Annotated in this window: 21 protein-coding genes; 7 read left to right on the top strand and 14 right to left on the bottom strand. The window is 54.7% G+C overall.

What is annotated here, in order from left to right:
* Window positions 1-19: 19 nt before the first annotated feature.
* The 5 genes from mtnA to ACR0BF_RS14235 all read right to left on the bottom strand — a co-directional run bounded on the left by mtnA (window position 20) and on the right by ACR0BF_RS14235 (window position 5,015).
* Complete coding sequence (gene mtnA, locus ACR0BF_RS14215) at window positions 20-1,114, bottom strand: S-methyl-5-thioribose-1-phosphate isomerase (protein ID WP_480625152.1); 1,095 nt, start codon at window positions 1,112-1,114, stop codon at window positions 20-22.
* Window positions 1,115-1,236: 122 nt separating this feature from the next.
* Entirely contained in the window at window positions 1,237-1,692 is a 456-nt protein-coding gene (locus ACR0BF_RS14220; protein WP_480554928.1) for a YaiI/YqxD family protein, read from the bottom strand.
* On the bottom strand, window positions 1,689-3,146 hold the full coding sequence (gene sthA, locus ACR0BF_RS14225; RefSeq protein WP_480519916.1) for a Si-specific NAD(P)(+) transhydrogenase: 1,458 nt from the start codon (window positions 3,144-3,146) through the stop codon (window positions 1,689-1,691). The genes ACR0BF_RS14220 and sthA overlap by 4 nt, the downstream gene beginning before the upstream one ends.
* 3 nt (window positions 3,147-3,149) lie before the next feature.
* Window positions 3,150-3,983: an S-formylglutathione hydrolase gene (gene fghA / locus ACR0BF_RS14230; RefSeq protein ID WP_480625153.1), complete on the bottom strand. Its 834-nt coding sequence runs from the start codon at window positions 3,981-3,983 to the stop codon at window positions 3,150-3,152.
* A gap of 102 nt (window positions 3,984-4,085) precedes the next feature.
* Window positions 4,086-5,015, bottom strand: coding sequence for an AEC family transporter (locus ACR0BF_RS14235; protein ID WP_480519920.1), 930 nt, complete (start codon window positions 5,013-5,015; stop codon window positions 4,086-4,088).
* 145 nt (window positions 5,016-5,160) lie between these two features.
* Between ACR0BF_RS14235 and ACR0BF_RS14240 the strand changes: the two genes are divergently transcribed.
* Window positions 5,161-5,778 (top strand): TetR/AcrR family transcriptional regulator, encoded by a 618-nt coding sequence (locus ACR0BF_RS14240; protein ID WP_480554930.1) that lies wholly within the window; start codon window positions 5,161-5,163, stop codon window positions 5,776-5,778.
* Window positions 5,779-5,978: 200 nt separating this feature from the next.
* Here the strand turns inward: ACR0BF_RS14240 and crcB are convergent, their stop codons facing one another.
* Both crcB and ACR0BF_RS14250 read right to left on the bottom strand, forming a co-directional pair.
* Window positions 5,979-6,341 (bottom strand): fluoride efflux transporter CrcB, encoded by a 363-nt coding sequence (gene crcB / locus ACR0BF_RS14245; protein WP_480519924.1) that lies wholly within the window; start codon window positions 6,339-6,341, stop codon window positions 5,979-5,981.
* Window positions 6,338-6,706, bottom strand: coding sequence for a fluoride efflux transporter FluC (locus tag ACR0BF_RS14250; protein ID WP_480519926.1), 369 nt, complete (start codon window positions 6,704-6,706; stop codon window positions 6,338-6,340). The genes crcB and ACR0BF_RS14250 overlap by 4 nt, the downstream gene beginning before the upstream one ends.
* 251 nt (window positions 6,707-6,957) lie before the next feature.
* On the opposite strand from ACR0BF_RS14250, the gene ACR0BF_RS14255 reads away from it, so the two are divergent.
* Entirely contained in the window at window positions 6,958-8,538 is a 1,581-nt protein-coding gene (locus ACR0BF_RS14255; protein ID WP_480625154.1) for an FMN-binding glutamate synthase family protein, read from the top strand.
* Window positions 8,539-8,623: 85 nt separating this feature from the next.
* Here the strand turns inward: ACR0BF_RS14255 and ACR0BF_RS14260 are convergent, their stop codons facing one another.
* Genes ACR0BF_RS14260 through ACR0BF_RS14275 form a run of 4 tightly spaced genes read right to left on the bottom strand, consistent with a single transcriptional unit; the run spans window position 8,624 to window position 12,540 of the window.
* Window positions 8,624-9,280, bottom strand: a complete 657-nt coding sequence (locus ACR0BF_RS14260; RefSeq protein ID WP_480625155.1) for an ABC-type transport auxiliary lipoprotein family protein — start codon at window positions 9,278-9,280, stop codon at window positions 8,624-8,626.
* Window positions 9,277-10,593 (bottom strand): MlaD family protein, encoded by a 1,317-nt coding sequence (locus tag ACR0BF_RS14265; protein WP_480605735.1) that lies wholly within the window; start codon window positions 10,591-10,593, stop codon window positions 9,277-9,279. The genes ACR0BF_RS14260 and ACR0BF_RS14265 overlap by 4 nt, the downstream gene beginning before the upstream one ends.
* 5 nt (window positions 10,594-10,598) lie before the next feature.
* Complete coding sequence (locus tag ACR0BF_RS14270) at window positions 10,599-11,414, bottom strand: ABC transporter ATP-binding protein (RefSeq protein WP_480519932.1); 816 nt, start codon at window positions 11,412-11,414, stop codon at window positions 10,599-10,601.
* A gap of 1 nt (window position 11,415) precedes the next feature.
* Entirely contained in the window at window positions 11,416-12,540 is a 1,125-nt protein-coding gene (locus ACR0BF_RS14275) for an ABC transporter permease (RefSeq protein ID WP_480519934.1), read from the bottom strand.
* A 257-nt stretch (window positions 12,541-12,797) separates the two neighbouring features.
* Between ACR0BF_RS14275 and ACR0BF_RS14280 the strand changes: the two genes are divergently transcribed.
* The 3 genes from ACR0BF_RS14280 to ACR0BF_RS14290 all read left to right on the top strand — a co-directional run bounded on the left by ACR0BF_RS14280 (window position 12,798) and on the right by ACR0BF_RS14290 (window position 17,134).
* Entirely contained in the window at window positions 12,798-14,336 is a 1,539-nt protein-coding gene (locus tag ACR0BF_RS14280; RefSeq protein ID WP_480625156.1) for an alkaline phosphatase family protein, read from the top strand.
* 201 nt (window positions 14,337-14,537) lie between these two features.
* Complete coding sequence (locus ACR0BF_RS14285) at window positions 14,538-16,433, top strand: PAS-domain containing protein (RefSeq protein WP_480519938.1); 1,896 nt, start codon at window positions 14,538-14,540, stop codon at window positions 16,431-16,433.
* Window positions 16,433-17,134 (top strand): response regulator transcription factor, encoded by a 702-nt coding sequence (locus ACR0BF_RS14290; protein ID WP_480477238.1) that lies wholly within the window; start codon window positions 16,433-16,435, stop codon window positions 17,132-17,134. The genes ACR0BF_RS14285 and ACR0BF_RS14290 overlap by 1 nt, the downstream gene beginning before the upstream one ends.
* Before the next feature lie 114 nt (window positions 17,135-17,248).
* Here ACR0BF_RS14290 and ACR0BF_RS14295 read toward each other — a convergent pair whose 3' ends face one another.
* Window positions 17,249-17,413, bottom strand: a complete 165-nt coding sequence (locus tag ACR0BF_RS14295; RefSeq protein ID WP_480625157.1) for a hypothetical protein — start codon at window positions 17,411-17,413, stop codon at window positions 17,249-17,251.
* A 105-nt stretch (window positions 17,414-17,518) separates the two neighbouring features.
* Between ACR0BF_RS14295 and ACR0BF_RS14300 the strand changes: the two genes are divergently transcribed.
* Together ACR0BF_RS14300 and ACR0BF_RS14305 are read left to right on the top strand one after the other, a co-directional pair.
* Window positions 17,519-18,964, top strand: a complete 1,446-nt coding sequence (locus ACR0BF_RS14300) for a dockerin type I domain-containing protein (protein WP_480625158.1) — start codon at window positions 17,519-17,521, stop codon at window positions 18,962-18,964.
* Between the two features lie 93 nt (window positions 18,965-19,057).
* A complete protein-coding gene (locus tag ACR0BF_RS14305; protein ID WP_480625159.1) occupies window positions 19,058-19,849 on the top strand; it encodes an inositol monophosphatase family protein in 792 nt (263 codons plus the stop codon).
* A 3-nt stretch (window positions 19,850-19,852) separates the two neighbouring features.
* Here the strand turns inward: ACR0BF_RS14305 and ACR0BF_RS14310 are convergent, their stop codons facing one another.
* Complete coding sequence (locus ACR0BF_RS14310; RefSeq protein WP_480519952.1) at window positions 19,853-20,419, bottom strand: histidine phosphatase family protein; 567 nt, start codon at window positions 20,417-20,419, stop codon at window positions 19,853-19,855.
* A complete protein-coding gene (locus ACR0BF_RS14315; protein WP_480554945.1) occupies window positions 20,420-21,481 on the bottom strand; it encodes an ABC transporter ATP-binding protein in 1,062 nt (353 codons plus the stop codon).
* Window positions 21,482-21,486 lie beyond the last annotated feature (5 nt).

The following is a 21,486-nucleotide window of genomic DNA, read 5'->3' on the forward strand; positions in this document are numbered from 1 at the left end:
TGCCGCGTGGGGTGTAAATCTAGCCGGCTCGGTCCGGAAACAAACCGGCAAGGCCTTCGGCAGAGGCGGCACAGACGCCACGCTCGGTAATAAGCCCCGTCACCAGCCGGTTTGGTGTGACATCAAAGGCAGGATTGCCACCTTCCGTCCCGTTCGGGGTGACGCGAACGTCGGCAATACCCCCTTGTCCAACCACACCCATGACATGGGTCACTTCTTTCGTATCGCGTTCTTCGATCGGTATTTCCGACACTCCATCCCGAACCGTCCAGTCAATCGTAGGTGAGGGCAGGGCGACGTAAAACGGAACCCCGTTGTCCCGCGCCGCCAAGGCTTTCAGGTAGGTACCGATTTTATTGCAGACATCGCCTTGTGCCGTGGTCCGGTCTGTACCGGTGATGACCGCGTCAACCAAACCGTGTTGCATCAGGTGACCGCCTGCATTGTCCACGATGTAACGATGGGGAATGCTGTGTTCACCAAGCTCCCAGGATGTCAGCGCCCCCTGATTACGCGGTCGGGTCTCATCCACCCAGACATGAAGCGGAATGCCCGCGTCATGCGCATGATACATTGGGCTTGTCGCCGTTCCCCAATCCACCGTTGCCAGCCATCCGGCGTTGCAATGCGTCAATAGCCGCACCGGTTCACCTGCAAGCTTTCGGGCTGCAATATCTTTGATCAGTTGCAGCCCATGGCGACCTATCGATGCATTGATCTCGACATCTTCGTCTGCAACTTCCTGTGCCAGTGCCCAGGCCCGTTCAGCGCGATCACTTGGGGCAAGTGGCATCAGCGCGTCGCGGCATCTGTCTAAAGCCCATCGCAGGTTGATAGCCGTTGGCCGGGTCGCGTGCAATACGTCATATGCGGCGTCGAACGAAGCGTCAGAGCTGTCACGGGACATCTGTTCGGCAATTCCAAACGCGGCTGTTGCACCAATCAGTGGCGCACCCCTGACCCACATGTCGCGGATCGCTGTCGCAAATTCACCCAGCGTTTTCAGGGTAACCACCCGAAAGTCATGGGGCAGCCATCGCTGGTCGATAATCCGAACCTCACCTGCCGATTTGTCCCACCAAATTGACCGGTAATGAGCACCCTGTACTTTCATAATTCGGTCTCCGTTTGCGAATAGCCTGATCAGAAGTCTTTCGCAGCCTGCGTTCTTTCAGCGGGCTTGTAAACGGGCGTTTCTGGTTGCAGGCTCGCATTTTAGCTTGCAGATGATTGCACTTATCCTCGGGTCGCTGCGCGAAGTTCCCGCTCTAACGCATCCAGAAACCTTGAACGATCTGCTTTGCTGAATGGTCGGCCGCCGCCTCCGGCCCCCAGCGGATTGGCGGCCCGCAGGTCAGCCATCAAATCACGCATTGCCAATTGCTGGCCTATGTTCGCTGCCGTAAAAGCTTCGCCGTTCGGGCGCAAAACTTGGGCACCCGCTGCGACGCATTTCGCGGCCAGAGGGATATCGGAGGTAACAACTACATCCCCTGCGCCACAGCGTTCTGCAATCCATTTGTCCGCTTCATCAGCACCTTCCGAGACCACGATGACCTGTACAAGCGGGTTTGCTGACGGTCGAAGACCGCCATTCGACACCAGTGCCATAGGCACCTTGTGTCGCGTAGCAACCCGTTCGGCCTCGGCCTTTACAGGGCAGGCATCGCCATCGACATAGAGCGTTGTCACGCCTTTTTGGCCTCTTTTTTCTCCGGTTCTGCAGGTTTCTTCCGCACCTTGAATTCCTCCGGGATCGGCATCCGGTTGAAAGCATCCAGCCCGGCGATCTTGTAAGCCTCGGCCAGAGTTGGATAGTTGAACGTGTTTTGAACGAAGTAATCGACAGTGCCCTTCAGGTTCAGCACCGCCTGAGCAATGTGGATCAGTTCGGTCGCACCTTCGCCCACAATCTGCACGCCCAAGACACGGCGGGTCTTCAGCGAAAACAGCATCTTCAGCATGCCGTGTTCCAAACCCATGATATGCCCGCGTGAGGTCTCGCGGAATCGGGCAACGCCGACCTCATAGGGTATGCCGCGCTCCTGAAGTTCTTCCTCTGACATGCCGCAGGTGGAAATTTCGGGAACAGAGTAGATGCCATAGGGGTACCATGGGCTTTCCGGCAGTGTAGGTGTCTCAAGCGCATGGCAGGCAGCCACGCGCCCTTGCTGCAGTGAAGTAGAAGCCAGCGAAGGGTGGCCGATCACATCACCGGTCGCATAGATATGCGGAACAGCGGTCTGATATGTCTTGCGGTCTACCTTGATCCGGTTGCGGTGATCGGTTTCAAGTCCGACAGAATCCAGATTGAGTTTCGATGTTGCGCCCATGCGCCCGGCGGCAAACAGCAGCATTTCCGCCCGCACGTGGCGCCCGTTTTCTAGGGTCACTTCGACGTGCTCGCCCGCATCTTCAATCTTTTCGACAGCCGATCCCAACCGCAGATCAACACCGTTTTCGCGGATTTGATGGGTGAAATCATGGATCAAGCGGCTATCGATGAAATCCAGAAACGTATCCCGCGGCTCGATCAGCGTAACCCGAACGTCCAGCGCCGAGAACATCGTGGCGTATTCGACGCCAATGACCCCGGCACCGATAACAACCAGTGAACGCGGAATTTCTGCCATTTCCAGAAATTCGTCGCCATCGACCACTGTCTTGCCGTTGAACGGAACGTAATCGGGGCGATAAGTCTTGGTTCCTGTCGCAATCAAAAACTTGGCGGCTGTTATTCGGGTAGTCTCGCCAGCATCAGTGGCGACTTCCACTTCGTGCGGTCCAATGAACCTTGCCAGACCGTTCAACGTATCGACATGGTTCCGGTTGAATTGATGTTCCAGCACGTCGACCTCGTGATCAAGGGTCATGTGCAGGCGGGCTTTGAGATCTTCGGCGCGGATCTGGTCCTTGACCCGATAGGAACGGCCATAAAAGCTGCGCTCGCGCCAGCCCGACAGATTCAGAACCGTTTCACGCAATGTCTTGGATGGGATAGTTCCGGTGTGAACGGATACTCCGCCAAAACGGTCTTTGCGGTCGATCACCAGAACCCGTCGCTTGAGCTTGCCAGCCTGAATGGCAGCGGAACGCCCCGAAGGCCCGGATCCGATGATGACCAGATCATAGTCGTATTTGCTCATACCTCAGTCTCCGTACAGCGCTTCGGCGTGAAAAACGATGTGGTCTTCCATGAAGGTGGATACGAAGAAGTACGAATGGTCATACCCTGGCTGGAGGCGGAAGGTTGCTTGCTGGCGACGCTCAGCGATGGCTTGGGCAAGCGTTTCGGGGCGCAGCAGGTCCATGAACTGATCATTGCTGCCCGTATCGATCAGGACGGGACCGTCGAAACCGGTTTCTTTCATCAACAGGGAAGCATCGTGTTTGGCCCAAAGGGATTTATCATCCCCCAGATACGCGCCAAGCTGTTTGCGCCCCCAGTCTGCACCCGTCGGGTTCGAGATGGGCGCAAAGGCCGAAACCGAGCGGTACCGTCCCGGAAGGTTCATGGCCAGTGTCAATGCACCATGCCCGCCCATGGAATGACCGGTAATGGCCTGACGTTCGCTATCGATGGCAAAGTTCTCGAACAGCAAGGCGGGCAGTTCGTCGGAAATGTAATCCCACATCCTGAAATGCGGCGCCCAAGGCTCCTGCGTGGCGTTCACGTAGAACCCAGCGCCCTGGCCCAAATCGTAGTCGTCGTGATCCACAACACCTTCACCGCGTGGCGAAGTGTCGGGAAACACCACTGCAATGCCCAGTTCCGCAGCCCACGCCTGTGCGCCGGCTTTTGTCATCGCGTTTTCATGAGTGCAGGTCAGACCAGACAGATACCACAATATCGGAACCGGGCCATCTTTCGCCTCGGTCGGAAGAAAAAGGCCAAAGGTCATGTCGCATTGGCATGCCGACGAAGCATGGCGATACACGCCTTGCACTCCGCCGAAACAGGCATTTTCCGAAAGGGTTTCCATCAGGCATCGTCCTTATTCTAGAGTCGCAACATGGCTAACGATCCACGGACCCGGCGTAAAGTCCGAGTGCCTTTGGAGTGAGTATTTTTAAAAAGGTGAAAGTCAGGGAGTTCCTAGAGTCGCAATAACAAGCGGTATTGTGACAATGCTGACGAGCGTCGACAGCAAAATAGCAGCCGAGGCGCGCTGTGGGGCAATGCCGTAATGCGCGGCCAACATATAGACATTTCCTGCTACGGGCAGAGCGGACGCCGCAATTGCAACGCTTGCCGGGAATGTTTCGACCGGGATCAGCCAGATCAGGGCTATTGCCACGAAAAGCGGGTGGAGCACCAGCTTGCAGAAACTCAACCAGGCTGCGATCTGAATTCTTTCTGCGGATTTGCCAGCCAGGGACGCGCCGATTGCAAAAAGCGCTCCGGGGGTAGCGGCACCACCGAGAATGGTCAGAAAGCTGTTCAGCGGATCGGGAACCGGGATTTGCAGGGATGACCAGACGAGCCCGGCAGAGATCGAGACAATCATCGGGTTCTTGAGCAGACCCATTCCAATCAGTTTGAAAGTGGCTGGCGTCAGCCTTCCGTCACGCCCACCGTTGATCAGGATCACGATCAGAGACGAGAATACAACCAGATCTACGGTCAGAACCAGCATGACCGGGCCAATAGCTGCTTCGGTGAACAGCACCGCGAGCATTGGCAGGCCAAGAAAGCCAACGTTTCCAATGGCAGCGCACTGTGCTTCAACCGCCGAAGTCGGCACATCAAGGCTGCGAATCCACGCTACGCAAGTGGCTATGCCATAAACAGCGGCGGTGCCTATGAGGTAACCGAAGATCAGTCTTGCGTTAAAAATCTCTGCAAAGGGCAGGGTCGCCGCAAATCGAAAAAGCATTGCCGATAGTGCGAAGAAGAATACGAACTTGGTCAGATATGCGGTTGCTTCGGCCGTAAAGAACCGTGTGCGCCCAGCCCAAAAGCCAAGGCCGATGATCGCAAAAAAGGGAAGTGTACGCAAAAAGATATCGGCCATGGGCCAAGTCCTAACACGGTTTGAAACCGTCGCAAGAGACCTGCGGCACAATTAGAGCATTGCCAGATATTAGCGAAATACGAGAATCCTTGTACCTGAACCGAACGGTTTATAAACTGTGTCAGGTATTGCTCAAGGAGATGACATGACCCAGACCGCCACCATCCTGCGCACAGGCCGAAAGTTCGATCAGGTTTTGCGCGGGGCCCGAGAGGTTTTCATGGCGGATGGATTCGAGGGCGCAAGCGTGGATGATATTGCACGCGCGGCTGGGGTGTCAAAAGCAACCTTGTACAGCTATTTCCCGGACAAGCGTCTTTTGTTCATGGAAGTTGCGCAAACGGAATGCTGTCTGATGGCTGAACGGATCATCGCGATGATTGACGAGACCAAACCCGCCCGCGAAGTGCTGATGATCGCGGCCACGCAATTGACGGCGTTTCTGGTTTCAGATTTCGCGCAGCAAGTTTTTCGGATTTGTGTTGCCGAACGGGACCGGTTTCCGGAACTTGGCCGCGCATTTTATGAAGCGGGGCCGCAAAATGGCCAGCGTCAAATGGCGGAATATCTTGAAAAAGCCGTGGCCAAAGGTGAGTTGGCGATTGAAGATGTTTATATCGCGGCTGAGCAGTTCTCCGAGCTTTGCAAGGTAAGAATCTGGACCCGGGCCGCATTTGGAATTCAGAATTCGTTCAGCAAAGAAGAAATCACCGAAGTGGCGACACAAGCCGTGGATATGTTTCTTGCCCGTTATGGGGTCTGATCCGATTAAGAAATGGCCCATGTCCGGGTCAAGGACACAGGCCATTGCTCACACACCAGAACACTCGATGCAGTTCAGCTTAATGCAATAAGTCTTTTCAAACTCTTTATTTGTCAAAGCGTTGGCGTGGCTTGGGACCCAACGTTGGTCGGAAAGAAAAGCAAATCAGTGTTCGAGTTTATTGCCCGGCTTGGTAAGCTTCAGCGCGTTAACAGCAGGCCAAGCCAGAAAGCGAACCAGCACAGAGCAAGGCTGAACAGAATATTGCCTGCTGCCAAAAACAATGTGCGTTCGCGGTGAAGCTCGAGCGATTGGTAGGCAAAGCTGGAAAAGGTTGTAAAACCGCCGCAAAACCCGAAAACAAGGCGTTTTTGGTCCTCGGCTATGTCTACAGGACCTCCCAAATACCCCACCCAGATCCCCAGCAACAAGCTGCCCAATACATTTACGAGCAAGGTTGCTAGTGGCAAGTCGTGCCGAATTTTCAGCGCCAGCCAATGGCGCATCACGGCCCCCAGACCCCCACCCAACGCGAACATGGAATGAAGATACAATTCGCTCATGACGGCGACTTTTCAGAGTGAAAATGACGACCAAGGCTTTCGCCAATCAGCGCGGCCGCAAGGCCAAATGAAACTTCCAGCCCGATTGCCAGGGACGTTACCCATAGGCCGCCTTCGGCCATACGTTCAAGATCAGCAACAAAAGATGAGAAGGTCGACAATCCGCCGCAAAATCCGACGGCGCCAAGATGCAGAACATGCGCGTGCACCTTATGGCGCACGGAATACAGCCAGCCCAGAACAAAACAGGCGGTCACGTTGATGCCGAAAGTCGAAGTTAGAAAGCTGAGGCCGGGGATTTCTAGTGCAAACGCCTCACGCATCAACGACCCAAGCGCCCCACCGACGAAGACGGACAGAAACATCACGCTTTTTCGTTCACGCCAGAGGTGGGAGTGTGTGTTTGCCAAGGATCGGCCCTTTGTCGTCCGGTTCGCGTGATTTATCCGCTGGTTGCACTGGGTTCAACAGTTGGTCCGTTCGTAACATGATTTCACATTTGCGTCCCTCAGCAGACATTTTACCGCTGACACTTGAAATAAAATTTCAATCTGTTTCACGTTGAGTTCTGACAGCATGGCTCATCAGCCCGATAAAAACACAAGGAGTTTGGAACATGATTGTACGCAGAATTTTCTTTTTTCTAAGCTGTGTCTGTCTGCCAGTGGTTCTGATCCTTGGGTTCTTCTGGTCGCCTGCCCATTGGCTTCTGATCATTTTGGTGCCGTACGCGATCATCGGTCTTTATGATGTTTTGACGACCAGGCACAACGTCCTGAACAACTATCCGGTTCTTGGCCATTTCCGGTACATGTTGGAATTTGTAAGTCCGGAAATTCGCCAGTACTTCGTGGAAACCAACGAAAGTGGACGGCCTTTCAACAGAATTGTCCGAGGGCTGGTTTATTCTCGGGCCAAGGGGCAGGTGGACACACAGGCGTTCGGCACGCAATACGACATTACCGAAACCGGGTATCATCGCGCCAACCACTCACTTGCCCCCAAACATGTAGACAAAAGTGAAGAACGCATATTGCTGGGCGGTCCACAATGTACGCAACCATATAGCGCCTCGCGTCTTAATGTGTCTGCCATGAGCTTTGGCGCGCTCAGCGCCAACGCCATCCGCGCGCTGAACGGAGGAGCCAAGGATGGGGGGTTCGCGCATAACACCGGAGAGGGCGGTCTGTCACCGCATCACCTGGCTGAAGGCGGAGACATCATCTGGCAGATCGGGACGGGTTATTTCGGGTGCCGGACCCCGGCTGGTGGATTTGACAAGGACAAGTTTGCCGAAAAGGCAAGAAAGGACGTGGTCAAGGCTATTGAGATCAAGCTGTCACAAGGTGCAAAGCCCGCCCACGGCGGTGTTCTGCCTGCTGCCAAAGTTGATGCTGAGATTGCCGAGATACGCGGTGTGCCAGAACATCAGGATGTGATTTCTCCGCCCACCCACAGCACATTCGATGGGCCCACGGGTTTGATGCATTTTGTCCAGCACCTGCGGGAAATGTCAGGTGGCAAACCTGTCGGTTTCAAACTGTGCATCGGCAGGCCGTCCGAGTTCATGGCGATCTGCAAAGCAATGCTTGAAACGGGTATCTTGCCGGATTTCATCACGATTGACGGGGCAGAAGGGGGCACAGGCGCAGCCCCGGTGGAATTTACCAACCGGTTGGGTATGCCCCTGAACGAAGCCTTGATCTTTGTCAGCAACTGTTTGCGCGGTGTCGGAGTGCGTGACAAGATTCGGATCATCTGCTCCGGCAAAGTGGCGACCGGTTATGACATGGTCGAGAAGTTGGCGCTTGGTGCAGACATGTGCAACTCGGCGCGCGCGATGATGTTTGCGGTTGGTTGCATCCAGGCATTGCATTGCAACACAAACCGTTGTCCATCAGGGGTGGCTACACAAGATCCCATCCGCGGGCGCGCCGTGAATGTGCCTCAGAAACGTCGGCGTGTTCATCGCTATCACGATGCCACGCTGGAAAGTTTCCGCGAGCTTTTGGGCGCCATGGGCAAGGAAAAAGCATCCGAGTTACATCCCCGTGATATCTTGCGCCGCACTGCGGACGAGCATGAGCGCAGCTATGCCGAACTTTATACCTATCTGGAGGACGGCGCCTTGTTAAAGGACGACATTCCCGAAGAATTTGCAGATGATTGGAACCGAGCTTCGGCCGCACAATTCTGAAAACCACATTGGGTAGAGCAATGTTTGGTCATGTGAAAGCGCGTCTGTAATTGCCCGCTTTTTCCGCCGTCTTATGCGGCTTTCGTTATCTGGGAATGGATCGCGGGTTGTTTGCCACGTGGGTATTGATCTTGCGAATGCTCCATTCTACAGAATCTCGCATCGCGCGCCCCAAAGCCAGATCAAACGCGTTGATCAGATCGGGTGTCTGATCGCTTGCCGCCACGACGTTTTCCTGGAACGAGCTGGACGCAATGATCTTGTCTTCGTATTCGTCGATCACCTTGATGTTAATACGAACTTCGACGCGAATTTTGGTTCCATTCTCGGTGTCTGAGATCACGACCCCCTGAAACTCTCTAAGGTCCGGGGCAATTACGTAATCGGCTCGCAGACCAACGGTTGAGCGTCCAACAGCTGCGACTTTGCCCGAGTTCTCAAAGCTTTCGACCAATAGGGTTTGAACGATCAAGGGCGCGCGATCCACCCAGCGGGCGCGGGGCAAATATTGAACCTGCAACGCAGTAGGTTGAATGGCAATCTGATCCGTGTTCACTGCGGCAGTTGCCGTCGGTTCCTGAACGACGATCTGCTTTTCAATCCTGGGCAGTGCTGAGGAAAAAGTGCTTTTAGGGGTCAGCAGATACAAGTCATTCGGTTTCGCCGCTTGTTTCAACGTGCCCAGACCAGCGCAGCCGCCAAACAACACGACCATCAACATTGCAAGTGCAGGCTTGATCATTGACGGAACTCCGATGCTTGGGTGCCCAGAAGGAAACGTGCCGGATCGCGTTCAACTTTGTCTACGAGGCGATCCAAACTGATAACAAGACGCTGGGATTCTTCGATAAAACGAACAAACTGAGGCAACCCGACACGCAGGAAGTCTGACACTTGTCGGCGGTTGCTCTGCACGATTTCGTCGATGGTTCCCAGCAATTCGGACGCGGAATTTGACGCGCTCAGGACGTCGTCCGAGATCTGATCGATCTTTTCCGTTATGCCCGCGACGGTTTCGGTCACCTGATTGGCCGCCTTCCGGACATCTTCCGCAACAGGTGCCACGTCTTCCTCCATGACACGATTTGCAGAGTCAAAAGCGGATTCTGCCGAAGCCAGTGCCCCCTTGGCGGACTCCATCGCCGTAGTAATCGAGCCAAGCGCCGTATTGGCGTTCAGAACGGTTTCGTTCACAATTCCAAGGGTAACGCTGCCTTCATCAGACAAAACGGTCAACCGTTCAGCCAGTTGCGAGCCTCGCTCGATGAAAGGCTTCACGTCCTGCTGCAAAATGCGGTCAGCCGTCTGAAGGGTTGTTTTAGCTTCGTCCAGCGCGGTCTTGGCGGACCCGGAAGCCGTTTTGACGGCTTCCAATGTTTCCGTACCGGTTTCGAGCGTTGTTTGAGCAGTTTCGATCAGTGGGTCCAGCCGCTTTGAAAACGCGCCAATATCCTGCGCAGCGCTGCCGATGTCATTTGCCACGGATTCAAAACTTGTCAGTGTATTGTCCAGTTTACCTGTGGCCGAAGCAAGATTGTCCAGAATACCGCTCACAGCTTCCCGGTTTTTATCATCGACGACTTTGTTCAGGTTCTCCAAAAGCGTCACGGCTTCATCCAGAACTTTTGGCGCGCCTTCGAACAGGGATTGAATTGTGCTTCGTTTGCTCTTGATAATGCTCTTTTGTGGCAATCGTTCGGCGTTAGCGGACCCCCCTGTCAGTTCGACATAACCAACACCAGTCACACCAAGTGACTGAAGCTGTGCGATTGTATCATTGGTTATCGGAATGTCTGCGTCCACTTCGATCCGCACCCGAACCTTTGACGGATCATTATCATCCAGTTGCAAGGAAACGACCTGCCCGACCGGCAGGCCGTTGAAGTTCACGCCGCTGGCTGCCGACAGACCTGCGACATTGTCAAACAGTACATCGTAATAAGCGTATTGGCGCGTGATCTCAAACTTGGCGAGCCACAGGAAAAAGCCGAATGCGCCCAGCAACCCCGCAAGGGTAAACGCGCCGATCAGGATATAGTTCGCCCGGGTTTCCATTGCCTTTACCTGTTTTGCCCCTTCTGTTGCGCCGCGCGGGCGCGGGGGCCTGTGAAGTATTCCTGTACCCAAGGATGGTCGACCTTGGTCATGTCCTCAATCGGACCTTCAACCAGTACGCGCTTTTCTGCAAGCACTGCAACGCGGTCGCAGATCGCGTAAAGACTGTCCAGATCATGGGTGACCATGAAAACGGTCAACCCAAGTGCCTGCTGTAACTCACCGATCAGTTCATCATACGCGGCTGCGCCGATCGGGTCCAATCCTGCGGTTGGTTCGTCCAGAAAAACGATCTCGGGGTCAAGGGCCAGCGCCCGAGCCAGCGCAGCGCGCTTGCGCATGCCACCCGACAGTTCTGACGGAAACTTGCCGCAACTCAGCTGTGGCAGACCCACAAGGCTGATCTTCAATGCACCCAGAGACTCCATCAGTTTTTCGCTGAGACCTGTGTGTTCTCGCAACGGAGCCATCACGTTTTGCAGCACGGTCAGAGACGAAAACAGTGCCCCGTCCTGAAAGGCAACACCCCAGCGGCGTTCGATCCTGCGGCGGTCATCCTCTGGGCCATTCAGAACATCGACGCCCAGCACCTCGATTTCTCCGGCGGCGGGTTTGTTCAGCCCTACGATAGTTCTGAGTAATACGGATTTACCGGTGCCCGACCCACCAACGATTCCCAGAACTTCTCCCTTCCAGACATCAAGATTCAGGTTTTCGTGTACCACCTGGGTACCGAACTGAGTTCGGAGCCCGCTTACACGAATGACAGCCTCACGGTCTTTAGTTGTGGCGACTGATGGCTGTGGTGTATCCCCGGTCATGTCATATTCCGATCTCTGAGAAGAAGATCGAAAACAAAGCGTCGATTGCGATCACCATGAAAATGGATTGAACAACTGATGCTGTCGTACGTTGACCGACACTTTGGGCGGACCCTTTGACCTGCATTGCCTGCCAGCAGGCAATTACGCCGATGACGAGCGCAAAGAACGGAGCTTTGATAAGACCGACCGCCAATTGCCAGACGTCGGTGTTTTCCTTCAAGCGAGTAAGAAACATGCCGGGGCTTACACCCAGGTCGATCCAGCTCATCAATGCGCCACCAAACAGACCCGCGATATCGGCGACAAAACCCAGTATGGGCAGCATGATCAACAAGGCCAAAACGCGGGGAATGACCAGAACTTCGATCGGGTCCAGACCCAGCGTTCGCATTGCGTCGATTTCTTCCTGCACTTTCATCGAACCGATAGATGCGGTGAATGCAGAACCCGAGCGCCCGGCAACAATAATTGCCGTCAACAATATGCCCAATTCACGCAGAACCGAGATCGAGATCAGTTCGACCACGAATATCTCAGCTCCAAATTGCTTCAGCTGGGTTGCGCCCTGAAAGGCCAGTACGACACCGATCAGAAATCCCATAAGGGCCACGATTGGCAGTGCTTTGAACCCGGTCTCTTCCATGTGTGTGACCAGCGCTGCCTTGCGCAGTCGCCATGGCATAACAATGGTACGAAACAGCCGATGCAGTGTCAGACCCAGAAATTCGAGGATGGAAAGCGTATCCCGCCAGGCACCTACGGTGATGTGACCCATTTGTGCGATCAAATCCAACAGACTTCGCGGTTTATCAAGTTCACCGGGTTCGTCGGGTATGCTGCGGGTTACAGTATCTATCAGAGTGGCATGTGCCGGTTTCACCCCTTGAAATTCAAGTGTTGCACCTTGCGACGTGAAGCGTTTGCCAAGGTCCGCGATCAGCCAGGCACCGCCGGTATCCAGGGCTTCGACCTCGGACAGATCGAGAACAAGCCTGTCTCCGGTTGGGCGGACAGAGGCAAAACCTTGTTCAACGGTTTGCAGCGATTGCGTGAGCAGCTCTCCGGATATGCGTACACGAGTACCGCTGGAATCGTGTTCTGAGATTATCGAAGGCTGCGTCATGAGGTCATGTGAAGTGAAACATTCAATGACCGCAATGGCTTTGTGCAATTGAACATCTTTTTGCCGCGCCGGATGGCCTTGACGTCACGCCGACCGTCGCATTGGAGCTATGCTGAACAGGTGCTTACCAGAAGTTATCGCACAGCAACTTTGTCGGGATAATACGCCTTTGTCCGACCGACAAATCGGTTGCGCTATGGCGGGAAGCAATACACATTCCGCGTTGTTTATTACGGCGCGGAATCGGAGAAGTCGGTATGCATCAGACCAAGAACGTCTTGTTTGTCATCATCGATCAACTCAGAGCGGATTGCCTGTCCGGGGCCTTGGCAGACCATGTGAACCTTCCGAATTTGCGGGCTTTTATGGATGAGGCCGTGACCTTTACCCGCCATTTCTCGGTCACCAATCCCTGCGGTCCCTCGCGTGCATCGATTCTGACCGGCCAATATGCGATGAATCATCGGTCGGTTAGAAACGGAACGCCGTTGCGACACGATACCCCGAACATTGCCACGGAAATGCGCAAAGCTGGTTACTTGCCAATGTTGTTTGGGTACACAGATACCTCCGCCGATCCGCGCGTCCATGATCCCAATGACCCTGACCTCAAGTCTTACGAACAGTCGATGACCGGGTTCGTTGAAGTTGTCGAAATGCGCCTTGAAGAATCATATCCATGGCAAGCCCATCTGATGAAAAAGGGGTATCAATTCGAAAAGTACTGGGACGTCTACAAGCCCGTTTCGCCCGATGGTGGACACCCGCGGCTGAATGATCCCGCGCTGTATCGGGCAGAAGACAGCGATACAGCCTTTCTGACCGATGCCTTTCTGGACGGAATCGCGCCTCATCGTGGAAAGGGTTGGTTCGCCCATTTGACCTATATCCGCCCGCATCCGCCGTTGGTCGCACCGGCCCCCTACAATGACATGTATGACCCGGCGGACATCCCTCTGCCGCACTGCTTGCCGAGCGCAGCAGCAGAAAAAGCGCTGCATCCGTTCTTCGGACCAAAGCTGGATACCTATAGCGCGAAAAAATTCGTTCACGGTTTTGATGACGTTGAACCTACGGACGAAAACAATCGCACTTTGCGTGCTATATATCTTGGCCTGGCAACAGAGGTTGATTACCACATCGGTCGTGTTGTCCGGTACCTGAAGGACAGCGGGCAATACGACGATACACTGCTGGTTATCACCGCCGATCATGGTGAAATGCTGGGGGATCGACACAGCTGGGGCAAGATGACGGTCTACGATGCGGCGTATCACACACCGCTGATGATCCGTTTGCCCGGGAATGAAGCTATGGCGGGAAGCAAGATCACCGTTCCAACCGAGTCTGTGGATGTCACACCAACCATATTGGACTGGATTGGACAGGCTGTTCCGAACGCTATGGATGGACGGTCCTTGCTGCCATTGTTGCGGGGTAATATCCCAGACGATTGGCGCGACTATTCTTTCAGCGAACTTGATTTCTCAGAACCTGAAAACCCGACGTTATGGCAGCAAGAATTGGGGACCGGTAACAGCGACTCGTGTTTGGGAATATTGCGGGATGAACGGTTCACCCTGGTCGAGTTCGCTGCCGACCTGCCCCCGATCCTGTTCGACCATCAAGGTAAGGGCGAATTTGAGAATGTCGCGGAGAATCCGGATTTTGCAACAGATCTCGCACGGTTAGGCCGACAGATGTTGCGCCACCGGATGAAAAATATGGACCACACATTGTCCTTGCACTCGATCACATCTGAAGGCGCAAAATCCTGTCCCAGATACACATCTTAGAACGCGGTTTGTTGTCAACGTTCATCTATTCTGCCTGTACCGGATGCTCGGTCACGGGCGGGTGTGTCGAAGTATTTTGCTTTGTGCACTCCCGGATTGCAAAAAGCAATTGAACGAAGACAGGGTCCGAAACGCCTCCCCTCAATTCCACTACCCGTGCATGGTTTCAGATGCTAGGCATGAGCCGAGGAGACGACGAACTTGGACATAACGGAAAAGCGTATCAAGGCGATGACGACCGCCGGGCTGAACCTGATCGGTCAGGCGCTTTCCATTTATGACAGCAAATTGCAACTGGTGCTCAGCAATCGCCGTTTCCAGGAAATGTTCGGTTTGCCGGACGAGCTTGTTCAAAGGGGTGCTTTGTTTCGGGATACGATCCACTTTCTTGCCAGCCGCGGTGAGTATGGCGACGATGAAAGTGTCGAGGAAATGGTCAATCTGCGCGTCCAGCAAGCCTTGGCGTTTGAGCCTCACTACATGGAGCGCGTGCGTCCCAATGGGCAGGTTGTTTCAATTGAAGGCGCACCGCTGCCACAAGGCGGGTGGGTCGCGGTCTACACCGATATCACCGGAACGCGGCGGGCGGAAAACCTGTTGCGCGCGCGGTCAGAGGAACTGTCGGAACAGTTGCTGAGCCACGCGGAAGAACTGTCCGCAACCAATCGCAAACTTGCGGCCACGATCGCGGCACTGGAAGAGGCCAAGCGGGAATTGACCGAAATCGAAGCCCGTACTCGTATGGTGACCGAGATGATGCCGGCTCATATTGCGCATTTGGACAGCGACGGCCGATACGATTACTCGAACCGTCGCCTGAGCGCCGTCATGCCTGGGCGTCCGTCCGATATTCTGGGGCTTCACATTTCTGAAGCGCTGGGTGCGACCGCCTTTGAACGGGTTCAGGCCCATTTGTTTAAGGCCTATAGCGGAGAGCCGTCGGTTTTCGAGTTCACCGAAGATCAGGATTCCCGACGCATCCGGGTTTCGTTTACGCCGGATGGGGCAGGGGGTGTGTACGTGATGTCGGTGGACATCACCGAAGAGACACAGGCACGCGTTGCATTACAGCAAACCCGCCGCCGGGCGATGGCAGCCCAGATGACCAGCGGGCTTGCCCATGACTTTTCCAATCTGCTCACCATCATCCTGGGGATGCAGTCCCGCCTCGACAAGATGGATTTGCCGGATGGCGCGCAGGAACTTGTGGCCGCAACTCAACAAACCGCGCGCCGGGGCGGGCAGCTGCTGAACCGGATCGCCGACATGACTGGAAACCGAACGCCGCAACCGCAGGCAACGGACATCGGGGGATTGTTGGAAGACCTGAGGATTCTGGCGACACCCTCACTGCCTCGCGGTGTGGGCCTGTCCGTCGTAAACACCTTGCCAAAACAAACATTGATGCTTGATCCGGGTATGGTTCAGGATGCGCTTTTGAATTTGGTCCTGAATGCCCGGGATGCCTGCGGGAGCACGGGTCAAATCACAATCAGTGCACATGCCATAGGTGAGATCTGGATCGAAGTCACGGTTTCCGACACCGGGCCGGGGTTTTCTCCCGAGGCGCTAGAAAAGGCACTGAACCCGTTTTTCACAACAAAAGGGAGCGACGGGTCAGGACTGGGGCTGCCGATGGTTTATGATACGGTCAAGCTTGCCGGTGGCGATCTGAATCTAAGAAATACACCATCTGGGGCCTCAGTTGTCATGCGTTTGCCTTTTCGGCCCGCTCCTCCGGCTCAGGGTGGATTGGTACTGTTGGTTGAAGACAGCGAAGACCTGCGCGGGCAGTTTAGGGACATGCTGGTGGATTTGGGCTTTACTGTCATTGAAGCAAATTCAGTTGATGAAGCACTGGCCTTGATATCGAGTGTGAAGGACATTTCGCTGGTCTTGTCGGATATCCGTCTGGAAGGACACGGTACAGGCTTGGACATCCTTGAACAGTTGAAACCGGGGTTGCCGCTTATCCTTATGACATCTCTGCCAAATTCAGATCCGCTGCATCAACGGGCGCTTGCCCTGGCACCTGTTTTGCGTAAACCGTTCTCACAGGCTCAATTGTCTGCTCTGATCCAAACCGAGGCCGCCTGATGTCGCAACCACTGGTGACCATTCTCGACGACGAACCCGAGATACGGCGCATTCTGACGGATGCACTGGAGGATGCCGGTTTCCGGACGCAGAGTTTTTCCCGTGCCAGAGAGTTTGAAGCAGCCCTTAATCGAGTAACCCCTGATGTTTGCCTTGTGGACCTGTCTTTACCAGATACCGACGGGCTGGCGCTAGTTCATCGCTTGGCGCTGGAACAGGGTGCAGCAGTGATCATTATTTCCGGCCGGGCACAGGTTCAGGACCGTGTGACAGGACTGGAGCTTGGCGCGGATGACTATATTACCAAGCCGTTTGACCCGACAGAGGTCGTCGCCCGGGTCCGGGCCAGATTGCGCGCGCCGCGCGGTAGGACTTCACAATCGGATAGGGCGGAATTCAACGGCTGGATTGCGCATTTTGATCGGTATGTTCTGGAAGACGGGTCAGGGACTGAAACACCTTTCAGCCATGCTGAAGGCGAGGTTTTGCGTCTGTTTCTGGAAAGCCCCAAGCGGCTGATCAGCAGGGGGCAGATGCAGGAGTCCTTGGGCGGTGCGGCCGGCGACAGTTTTGATCGTGCTATGGATGTCAGAATCTCCAGGTTGCGTACGAAACTTGGTGAAGATCCAAAGAATCCGCGCCTGATCAAAACGATTTACGGTGCCGGGTATATCTTCCTGGGGGATGTCGACTGGAAATAGTGACGCTCTGGTGGCCAGAGTGTAAACCTGAGTTTCTTTTGTTCCCCTCCGCGTCAGGAGATGTTGATGCAAAATACTGTAAGCATCTGAAAAAAGATATTTTAGTCTTCTCACTTACTCACGCAAAGCTTGATCTTTAATCTTCACGATAGGTTCCAGCAGATACTCCAATACGGGTTTTCTACCTGACAAAATGTCAACCTCTGCGATCATGCCGGGTATGATTTCCACCGCGACACCACTTCCGTCGAGCATGGTGTTGCTCGTGCGAATTTCCACAACGAACACCTCTTCGTCGTTCCGCTCTGAACGTGTGACGGTATCGGCGCCAATGCGGTCAGCAATACAGTCTCAACTTTTCGGGTCGACAGCATTTCCGGTCAGTTGACCGAGATTGACAACAGTTCAGCCCTCGGAACCCTTGGAATCTCGACTCCGACAGCCATCGAAACGATCGAGGCCTACGGCAAGCCCTGGGTAATCGTGGCGGGTGCAGGCAGCAACTCGCTCAGTGTGCTTCAATTGAACGCTGACGGCAGCCTGAGCACCACAGACCATATTCTGGATTCGCTCACGACCCGCTTTGAATCAGTGCAGGACCTTGAGGTCGTGGACATCAACGGGCGCGTATTCGTCGTGGCGGGTGGCGGCGACGATGGGCTTACATTGTTCACGCTGACTCCGGAAGGCCAGCTGGTCTATCTGGACAGTTTCGCCGACACTTTGACTAGTGGATTGCAGAATGTTGAATCGCTGAACATTGCACATGTCGGCAATGAGTTGCAGATTCTGGTTACGTCGCAACAAGACGCTGGAGTCACTGTAATTTCGGTTCCTGTCGATGATCTGGGGATCGTGGACAAAGGGTTTGGAACAGTGTCGGGGACGACCTCAGACGACATGCTGAGCGGCAGTATTCTGGATACCACCCTGATTGGCGGAGATGGCGATGACATACTGATAGCCGGAACAGGTGCTACGACTATGTCAGGTGGGGCAGGGGCCGACATTTTCGTGATGCAGTCGGGCAGCGGTCTGACCACGATCACGGATTTTCAACCGGGTGTGGACCGTCTGGACATGTTCGACTATTTGCTGTTGCGGTCCCCTCAGCAACTGACCTTTACCAGCACCACTCAAGGGGCGCGGATAGAGTATCGGGGCGAGGTGGTGCAGGTTCAGTCTGCTTCGGGTGGATCGCTGACCAGTACCGATATTTTCGGGGCCGGGTTTGAAGGCCCCGATCACATTCCGGTTGATTTTGGTGATTTCGGCGGTTTGACGCCCGACAGTTCGGATGGCGTGCTTGGGCCAATCACTGTGGACAGCCAATCTGCAAATCCCGGATTGTCGGATGCAGAGATCAAGTTCACTCCTGACGGTGGTGGCACGGTATCTGTCACGGCTGACGATCAGGGGCAATTTGATTTGGACCTTCCGGATGGCACTTTCCCCGGAAGACTGGACGTCGTCAAACATTATTCAACGGCGAGCAAAGAGATCGACGCCCTGGATGCCTTGCAAGTGTTACGCATTTCGGTTGGCCTCGATCCGACATGGGGACCTGCCGATGCGGAGAACTTGATCGCGGCGGATATCAATCAAGATGGAACCATCAATGCCCTGGATGCACTGGCGATCTTGCAGGTGGCCGTTGGGCAAACCACTGCGCATGAACCTCAATGGGTCATTTTGGATTCAGATGCGGACTTGTCGGGAATTACAAAAAGCAACGTTGATTATCAGACTGGAATGGATGTTGTTGCCATAGACGGGGTGATAACCGCCGATATGACGTCCATATTGCTCGGCAACCTCGAAGCGGCATGAATTGAATTGAACGGTGCTGCAACTCAGTCATTGCAAGCCTTCCGCTTGGACCGCAATGTTGGCCCTAGATACACAAACACAAAAGGACAGGCCATGAATCGTCTTTCGGAACGCAGAGATTTTGCCATCGCGGTCTGTGAAGAAGCTGGGGTGATTGCAGAGAAATACTTCTTGGACAGGAGTAATCTGGTCGTCGATCAAAAAGGTGCTCAGGATTGGGTGAGTGAGGCGGACAAAAACGTCGAAACCTTCATTCGCCAAAAGATCATGGATGCCTGGCCGCAAGACGGGATATTTGGCGAAGAACACGGCGCTGCCACCGGTGAGAGCGGGTTTGACTGGGTGATTGATCCAATTGATGGAACTACGAATTTCGTCAATGGCATACCGGTATGGACGATTGTTCTGGCCGGTGTCACCGAAGGGCGCACTGCGGTCGGTGTGATCCGGGATCCGAATATGGACGAAACCTTTGTGGCAACACGTGGAGAGGGCGCGACACTGAACGGTTCACCGATACACGTGGCCTCTGGGGTTGCTCTTCAGGACGGGACGGTTTCTGTGGGGTATTCGAACCGGATCGAAACTCGCCACGTCGTGCCGGTGGTCGCAGCGCTGATCGAGCGCGGTTCCATGTTTCACAGAAACGCCAGTGGTGCATTGTCATTGGCCTATGTCGCAGCCGGGCGACTTCTGGGTTATGTGGAAGAACACATGAACGCTTGGGATTGTCTGGCTGGGCAATTGTTGGTTACGGAAGCGGGTGGTGTTGTCGAAGATCAAGACGCCGACGCGATGATCCGCGACGGTGGGCGTGTGATCGTCGGAACGCCAGATGTATTTGAAAGCTTGCTGGAAATCGCAGAGAACGCTTGGGGTGCTTAACGTCTAGGCCATTGATAACCAAGTGGAATAAGGTCGTAGATTTGTCAGGCTTGCCTGCCAATAATGGCCTTGTGACGGTTGATCGTACTGGCGGTTAATCGGATTTCCAGAAAGTTCACACCACAACAATGTACCGACCGCGCCATGTGTAACGATTGCGAGGTCTCCGGCTCCATGGGCACGAATGATCTCCGACACTGCACGACGAATGCGCCTCTGAGCATCGGCCGCAGTTTCCCAACCGCGAAAGCTAATGTCCGGCTGGGCAAAGAATGCGTCGGCGGCCGCCTCGAACTTTTCCCGTGGCAGGAAACCTGTGGCACTCCGATCATTCTCGCCAAGATCCGGGTGGAAATATAAGGGCAACCCCAAGGGCGCAGCCAGAATCTCACCAGTGTCGCGAGCCTTTCGTTCGCTGCTGGCCCAGATATGGCTGACATTGGCCATAGCTTCACTGGCAGCAAAGGATGCGGCGCGCCAGCGACCTGTCGTGCTCAGACCCCATTCCGTAATGGGGGTATCCGGATCAATAACGACCTCGGGGTGAGTGATGATCAGTAAATTCGGCATCTAGTCAGGCAGAAGTACCGGTCCTTTGCCCGCAAACCCCATCCTGATTTCGGTACCCGGTGCAAGCGGTGCATCAACATCATCGTGGACCGCAAAAACCTGACCAAATGCGCCGGTCAGCGTGTATTCCATCCGCACGCCAACATAGGTTGCCTTGGCCACTGTAGCGGCGATGCCGTCATCAGAACCAATCACAAGGCGCGAGGGTCGTACAGCGATGGTCGCGGCCCCATTGGTCAAACCCCGACGCGGCAGAGTGTGACGGTATCCTTCGATCTCGATCGTTGCAATATCTCCGTCAGTTGCAATGATTTGACAGTTGAGCAGGTTTGCCTCGCCTATGAAATCGGCAACAAACCGGTCATTCGGGGCATCATAAAGCTCGCGAGGTGTACCCATCTGAGCGATCGCGGCGTTCCGCATCACAACAATCTCGTCCGAGACGGCCAGGGCCTCTTCCTGATCGTGGGTGACATAGACAACCGTCAATCCAAGGTCTTGCTGAATGGCCCGGATATCCTCGCGCACCTGGCGTCGCAGCTTGGCATCAAGGTTGGATAGCGGCTCGTCAAACAGCAGAACCTGTGGTTCAAGAACCAGCGCTCGCGCGACGGCGACACGTTGTTGCTGACCACCCGAGAGTTCGGAGGGAAGGCGATTGTCGAACCCCTTGAGCCCTACCAATTGCAAGCCATGCAAGGCGCGGCTGCGAGCCTCATCCTTGGCAAAGCCCGAGAATGTGAGGCCGTACATCACGTTCTCCAGCACGCTCATGTGGGGAAACAGCGCGTATGATTGAAACACCATTGATACGTCGCGATCTGTTGCGGGCAGTTTGGTGACGTCCCGGTCGCCAATCATAATCTTGCCAGAGCTTGCCATTTCTAACCCGGCGATCATGCGCAACGTCGTTGTTTTCCCACAGCCTGACGGACCAAGCAGCGTGACCAGTTTTCCCGCTTCGACATGAAGGTTAATGTTATCAACAGCCACAACGTTTTTGCCGAACACTTTCGACACGTTCTCGAACCGTACCGGCGCGGCCTTGGATTGCAGGCTCATGTCAA

This window comes from Ruegeria sp. AG7, from assembly GCF_056541545.1.